5 protein-coding genes are annotated in these 5,844 nt (G+C 46.2%); 4 read left to right on the top strand and 1 reads right to left on the bottom strand.

Features of this window, described 5'->3' with window-relative positions:
* Positions 1–121: 121 nt before the first annotated feature.
* The 3 genes from L6H65_RS26190 (at position 122) to L6H65_RS26180 (ending at position 3,300) form a co-directional block, all read left to right on the top strand.
* Complete coding sequence (locus L6H65_RS26190) at positions 122–1,204, top strand: AlbA family DNA-binding domain-containing protein (protein ID WP_236347647.1); 1,083 nt, start codon at positions 122–124, stop codon at positions 1,202–1,204.
* Positions 1,205–1,329: 125 nt separating this feature from the next.
* Positions 1,330–2,346, top strand: a complete 1,017-nt coding sequence (locus L6H65_RS26185) for a tyrosine-type recombinase/integrase (RefSeq protein ID WP_236347642.1) — start codon at positions 1,330–1,332, stop codon at positions 2,344–2,346.
* A 648-nt stretch (positions 2,347–2,994) separates the two neighbouring features.
* Positions 2,995–3,300: a hypothetical protein gene (locus tag L6H65_RS26180; RefSeq protein ID WP_236347639.1), complete on the top strand. Its 306-nt coding sequence runs from the start codon at positions 2,995–2,997 to the stop codon at positions 3,298–3,300.
* A gap of 122 nt (positions 3,301–3,422) precedes the next feature.
* Here the strand turns inward: L6H65_RS26180 and L6H65_RS26175 are convergent, their stop codons facing one another.
* Positions 3,423–5,006 (bottom strand): S-layer homology domain-containing protein, encoded by a 1,584-nt coding sequence (locus L6H65_RS26175; RefSeq protein ID WP_236347636.1) that lies wholly within the window; start codon positions 5,004–5,006, stop codon positions 3,423–3,425.
* A 221-nt stretch (positions 5,007–5,227) separates the two neighbouring features.
* On the opposite strand from L6H65_RS26175, the gene L6H65_RS26170 reads away from it, so the two are divergent.
* The gene (locus tag L6H65_RS26170; protein ID WP_236347633.1) at positions 5,228–5,581 is read left to right on the top strand and encodes a helix-turn-helix domain-containing protein; all 354 of its coding nucleotides are present in this window, start codon (positions 5,228–5,230) and stop codon (positions 5,579–5,581) included.
* Positions 5,582–5,844 lie beyond the last annotated feature (263 nt).

Genomic DNA, 5,844 nt, shown 5'->3' with positions numbered 1-5,844 from the left:
GAAACTGTTGTTTGCAAGTTGTTGATGGTTGTTTGCAGATAATTATATTTCGATAATACTGCCCCCTTTAAGTTTCTGGTAACATATAGGTAAAGTTGAACTGTTAAGGAGCTGCGTTGCTATGTCTACCTATAATAAAAAACTTGATGCCCTTACTCTGGAGGATATTAAACAGATTGAAGAGGTCAATCTAAAAGAGGATCAATATCATGAATTCAAAGGTGAAATGCCTCACAGCGATTCATTTTGTGCTGCGATCACTTCTTTATCGAACACATATGGGGGCGACTTCTTTTTGGGTATAGATGCTCCCGAAGGAGGGAATGTAAGTCTGACTGGTATCCCGTCAATAGATTCTGATAAAGAACTTCTGAAGTTCATGAATATACTTCAAAATGGGATTGAACCTAAACTACCTCAGGTCCAAACAAAGGTCTTTGAAATAAGTGAAAACCGATTTATTTACTTGTTCCGAGTTAGTCGCAGTTGGCTCCGTCCGCACCGCGTAAAGAACTCTGGAAAGTTTTATGCCCGCAAGTCAAATGGTAAGTTTCCTATGGATGTATTTGAATTGCGTCAAATGTTCAACGAAGGCAGTGAATTTTCTAATAAGGTCAAACAGTTTCGGGAAGAAAGAGCCATTCATTACATGAATCGATATCTAGACCAACCATTTACCTTAGTCCACCTTATCCCAGTTTCCTCATTTGAAAATAGGATCACACTGGATTTGTCACTATATAACCGTTTGAAATTAGCACCAATAGCAAGTGCTGGCTGGGATCCAGGAATTAATTTTAATGGAATAGTCTCGAATGCAAAGAATGAGTCTATAATACAAATTTTCCGAAATGGAATTATTGAAGGTTTTACTATTCGATTAACAAGAGAAAACAAGATTCCCTCAATGTATTTTGTTGAGAAAATCTCCGCGTTTATACATCAAAGTATAAGCAATTATCAATTGATGGGTGTCAGTGAACCCTTTTATATAACTGTATCCTTGTTTGGAGTCACTGGTTATAGATTCGCTATTGATCCAAGCCAATACTTCGATGCACCTCCTTTACTTAGCGAAGATACGCTAATATTCCCTGAAGTCTTTATTGAAAATGGAGACAATATCGAAAATAAGCTGAATATTATTTTTGATGCTCTCTGGAATGCATTTGGTTTTCTAAAATATAACGGTAGACAGTCATAGTCTATGAAGTAAATCGACACCTTGTCCGCTTGGACTGCGCAGTTTTATAATCACAACAAACATAGCTTGACCTGCCGCCATATACTGGGCGGCTTTTTTCACTTATTTTGAGAGGAGCTATTCATATGCCCATGGCAACAGGAACTCGTAAACGATTAACTTCTGCTGCGATCACCTTACATCATCCGCTTGATTATTACTTTGCCCTGTTTCTCCGAGCCAAGAAAACGGAGGGCTTGAAGCCTCGGACGCTGAACGATCACGAAAGCCACTATCGCTACTTTCAACGCTGGCTGACGGGAAAGTATCCGACGCTCAAGCTTGAAGAACTGACCGCCGACCACGTTCGCCAGTATGTACAGCACATGTTGACCGAACAAACCTTGTACACCGGACACCCGACGCTTGAAAGCCACAACACCGACATAGGCTTGTCCCCGGCAACTGTAAACATACGTACCCGGACACTCAAGTGCTTCCTCCGGTTCCTCCACGACGAAGGCTATTTGCAAACCGACCTTGCTTCCCGCGTCAAGCTTCAAAAGGTAGCAGAGGACACGCTCGGAGCTTTCGAGAAAGAGCAAGTGCTGCAACTGCTTGCTGCACCGAACCAACGGGAGTTCCTCGGGTTTCGCGACTATGTTCTGCTCACCTTGCTTTTCGACACTGGGCTTCGGATCAACGAAGCGCTGAACCTGACCTTGGACGACCTGTACCTTGCTGACAAAACGATCACCGTCCGCGCCAGCATCGCCAAGAACGGCACATCAAGGGTTGTACCCGTAAGCAAACGTACTGCGGAGCTTCTTTCTGCGCTTGTTCAAGAGAACCTATCACAGTTCAGCAAGCGAAGCCCTTCCAACCTGTTTCTCTTGAACAATGGCAAGCCTTTGACGTACAACCAAGCATACGAACGCATCCGTCTTCATGGCGAAAACGCAGGCATCACTGGCGTTCGCGTCTCTCCGCACACGTTCCGGCACACGTTCGCCAAGCTGTACCTCATGAACGGCGGTGACCTGTTCTCGCTGCAAAAGATACTCGGTCACCAAGACATCAGTATGGTTCGGAAGTACGTCCAGTTGAACAACCGCGATCTGCAAGAGAAACACGCACAAAGCAGCCCGCTCGTCGGTATGTAACCAAATCAGGCTGCAGATGCGGGGAGTACGATGAATCACACCAAACCCAACACAATAATACAGAACCATTAATAGTCGCGATTCTTTGCATATTGTTGGGAGCTTTTTCGCTACGGCGCTCTTGAAATCGCGTGTTAAATTACCTTCAGGTAGTGCAATGTGGGCCTGAAAGCCGATATATCCGATAACTGTACACGACAAACCAAGCAATGCCGCTGAAACGTTGTCGTCGTTTCTGCGCTTACAAAACTTCTTGTCCACACGAGAGAAGCCTTCGCGTCAGGTAGTCCATGCGGCGTACAGCGGCAAAAGGGACTGATTCGGCGGGTTCCCCGTTTTTCCGGGTCGTTTTGCTGACGTTGCATTATTCTACCGTAAGGTCAAGCGCCTTCTTCAAGCGTGTTGCCGCCAAGATGCTCCCCGGTTTGTTCCCTGTCGCTCCTTGCTTCGTGACAGTCTGCGTCCTTGGTATGGCGCGACACTCCCTTGTTTTTCGGCGCTGCTCCTCTATCCACAGGTGATTGACAACCGAATTTCTGGCATGTTTTACTAAAGGTAGCAGGAAAACAACTGAACGAGCGGAACGTCAGCCACGCCCAAGTGTTGGGTAACGGCTGGCGTTTTTTTCGTGGCAAGGGAGTGGTTGAATTGATCGAAAAGACAAAGGAGGAACTGTTTGAAGAATATTCTCGGCTTGAGGAGGAAGAAACGCGGCTGTTTCGGAAGGTTGCGACATGCGAGGAATGTGTATCGGGTATCTTAGGGCAACTATATCGGTACGGCGACAAGATCGACCTGTTGACCTTGGAGGACGTTTTGACGCTCGTCCACAACAAAGAACTGGAACTCCGAACGGAACTGCTGCACCTGCAACTGACCAAAATGTTGGTGTCTTTCCGGCACAGCAAAGCGACCGGAGAGAACAGACCATTGGAAGATCGGGACGAAGACTAACCTCCCGACAAGCGGGAAGGTACTTCCGTTGGTCTGAAAAGCAAGGAAAATATTGCAGTAGCCATCCCCTTGTCAGAAGCCAAAAGAAGTACCCTTCAAATGGTCACTATACCATTGGAATCTTAATCAATATACATAAGCAGCTTGCCGTAGGCAATGCTGACAAGTTCAATATTGACATCGCCATATTTCACAGTTGCTTCAACACCATCTGGTGCAAGTACTTGATTGATGGCTTTTGCCAACTTATCGTCAGCAGGTACGCCAAGAACTTTGAGGGCATCAATTACTACCTGCACCTTTACTTGGTCTACCTTTTTACCTGCCCCCATCATGCTGGAAAGAGTGATGGTAACAGTTCCATCTTGCGAGTTCCGACCATCCGAATGAGCCAGAATGATATAGCCCTCGGAATCCTCAACGAAGATGCCACCCCTATCACCGTTATACCCACCGCGAAATCCAGCCTCAGACACGACAGTGTGTACTTGTGTAGCCTTTTGAGCAAGTACAGGGTCTTTCTTGCCGATTGCATTTTCTGCAGGAAGTGTTTCTTCCTCTTGAACGTATAATGAGAAGAAGCCTTTTGGGTTCGGGATTTGCGGATTATTGCCCAGCACCCCAAATCTGAAACGATAGCCATTATCCAATTTCATACCATCAATAGTCGTTTTGTCGCGATAAACCTTCTTAATGACTTCTGCAATTTTATATGAAGAATACACTTGATTTGCCTTCTCGCCGTCCTGATAGACTACTGCGAACAAGCATTGCATAAACTGAACTGCCTGATCAAAATTCACTGTGCCTTGTATATTTTGAAGACTGCCTGTCTCGGCATCATAGAACACTGAGAAGGCGAATGAATCGATTATTTTCCCATCTGGAGACGTGGCATAATAATCGTAAATGATCCTGGTCTTGTCACTCGTGTTTGGCGTGAACGTTTCTTTCACCAGTATGTATTCCTGTGGAAGTCCCTGTTCTTCTACAGCCTTGTTGAAAGCAGATATTATAAAATCCAACGAGATTTGCTTACTTGCAGAGCCTCCCTCTTCGTCCTTCGGATGCACTACTTCCGATGATGATGGTAGTGAAGGCAATTCGGATTTCGACGTTGGTTCTTTTGGACGAGCCAGCATGGTTTTGTTCTCAAGCTTGTCCATAACATTTTTGATAAAAGTGATCGCCTCGGCCCGCGTTAGAGTGTCTTGCCCCTTGTAACCTTCGATTGTTGCAGAAGTCTTTCCTTTCGTTAGACCCTTGGCCAACATGTACTGCACGGCATCGCCGCCCATAAAGTTCACGCCTTGTGTACCGACAATAATGTTCGCAACACTTTGCCGCGTAATGCTGGCAGTACGATCGTTTGAAACAGGCAGGTTATGATCGGCTGCCACGCTATAGAACGAATCAGACCAGCGCTGCTTTGACTCGGTTGAAGTCTCTATGCCGTACGCACGAACCAACAGCGTAACGAACTCTTCCTCCGTGACAGCTTTGTTCGGTTTGAACGTGCCATCCTCATAGCCGGACGTGATTTTTTGCTGAACGCCCCATAGAATCGCAGGTTGCGCCCAGTGATCGAAAGGAACATCGGAAAAGGCGGGCGAGTTCATCTGAACCCCGTTCGCCTCAACCGTTGCCGCTCCCAAAAGGGAGAACGATAGTGCAACGCTCAAGATGATTTGTTTTGTTTTCTTCATAGAAAGCCTCCTCGCTAGTTCTCTCCCTCATTAAAACATGGGAAAATATGGTTCGACAATTATCCATCCATTTCGTTGGTGTTTGCGTGTGATGAGGAAGTTTGTCGAGAAGTATTATACCTCATAATAGTGCATTTTAGTATCATAAACTATTTCGATACGATTGAACCTATTACTTCGTCTCTGTTGCTTGTCTACACTCCAGATATGGGGTGTTGCATATGTCGGATGCGATATTGAAATTGGTAGGCGGGAAGGTCCGAGAACTACGTAAGGAGCGAGGCTTGTCACAGGAAGAACTCGGGGAGCGTGCGGGATTTCATTTTTCGTACGTTGGAGGTCTTGAACGCGGGGAGCGAAATGTTTCGCTGGAGAATCTTGCGAAGGTAGCCGAAACGCTTGGCGTTGACATAGGCGAGTTGTTCGGGTACGTACGGGACTATGACAAACCGTTGACGGAGAAGGAGAAAGCGTTGCAAGAAGCGTTTTTCCTGCTGCTGAACAGGGATGAGAAGGAAATCCAAATGGCGATCAACGTTTTGACGGAGGTTTTCAAAACATATGCGCCGAAGTAACCGTAAACAGTGAAAGCCGCCTAACCTGAGTGCAGGAAAGGCGGCTTTCTGTTGTTTGTGTGGGAGGCTGCGATGATCGGTAAACTCAACTAAGAGTACCGACAGCCTCCAGCGGGACAAACCCGTGAAAAGATAAAACCCAGGTGAACCATGCCCTTGAATTTTATAGGGCATCATACGAGATGCTTGGTCAGCCTGTCAAGATTCGGATGATCGACTTTTTTGGTGAAAACCATTCAGCCATAGCCCCCATCCGTCCACAA

This window comes from Paenibacillus plantiphilus, from assembly GCF_927798095.1.
GTDB classification, from domain to species: domain Bacteria; phylum Bacillota; class Bacilli; order Paenibacillales; family Paenibacillaceae; genus Paenibacillus_Z; species Paenibacillus_Z plantiphilus.
Note: the sequence above shows the minus strand (reverse complement) of the source record. Positions and strands in the feature narration are given on the sequence as shown.